The organism is Pauljensenia sp. UMB3104 (assembly GCF_030217285.1).
Taxonomy (GTDB): Bacteria; Actinomycetota; Actinomycetes; order Actinomycetales; family Actinomycetaceae; genus Pauljensenia.
In genome coordinates, this window is record NZ_JASONN010000378.1 from 1 (window position 1) to 260 (window position 260).

At 61.5% G+C, this 260-nt stretch carries 1 pseudogene; it reads right to left on the reverse strand.

The features are described from left to right. Positions 1–3: 3 nt before the first annotated feature. Positions 4–260: pseudogene (locus QP415_RS12100) on the reverse strand (dolichyl-phosphate-mannose--protein mannosyltransferase); the annotation flags it as partial.

Sequence of the window (260 nt, forward strand, 5' to 3'; positions counted from 1 at the left end):
CCGTTAAATCCACGAGGGTAACCACATGTGAGAACGCCAGAAGCTGTAGTTGACGACGTCCGCGCGCCACAGGGGCAGGAAATATATCGCGCACATCAGAATGGCGATCGTGAGCACTGCGGCCACGGCCCAGCCGGACAACTCCGTGCGTCGGGGCAGGGGAGCGCTGAGGGGGTGTCCGTCGGCGGTTACCCATCCCGTGAGTACTGCGATCATCCATGCGACGGATAGGGCGACAAATGGCGCAAAGACGACCGTGT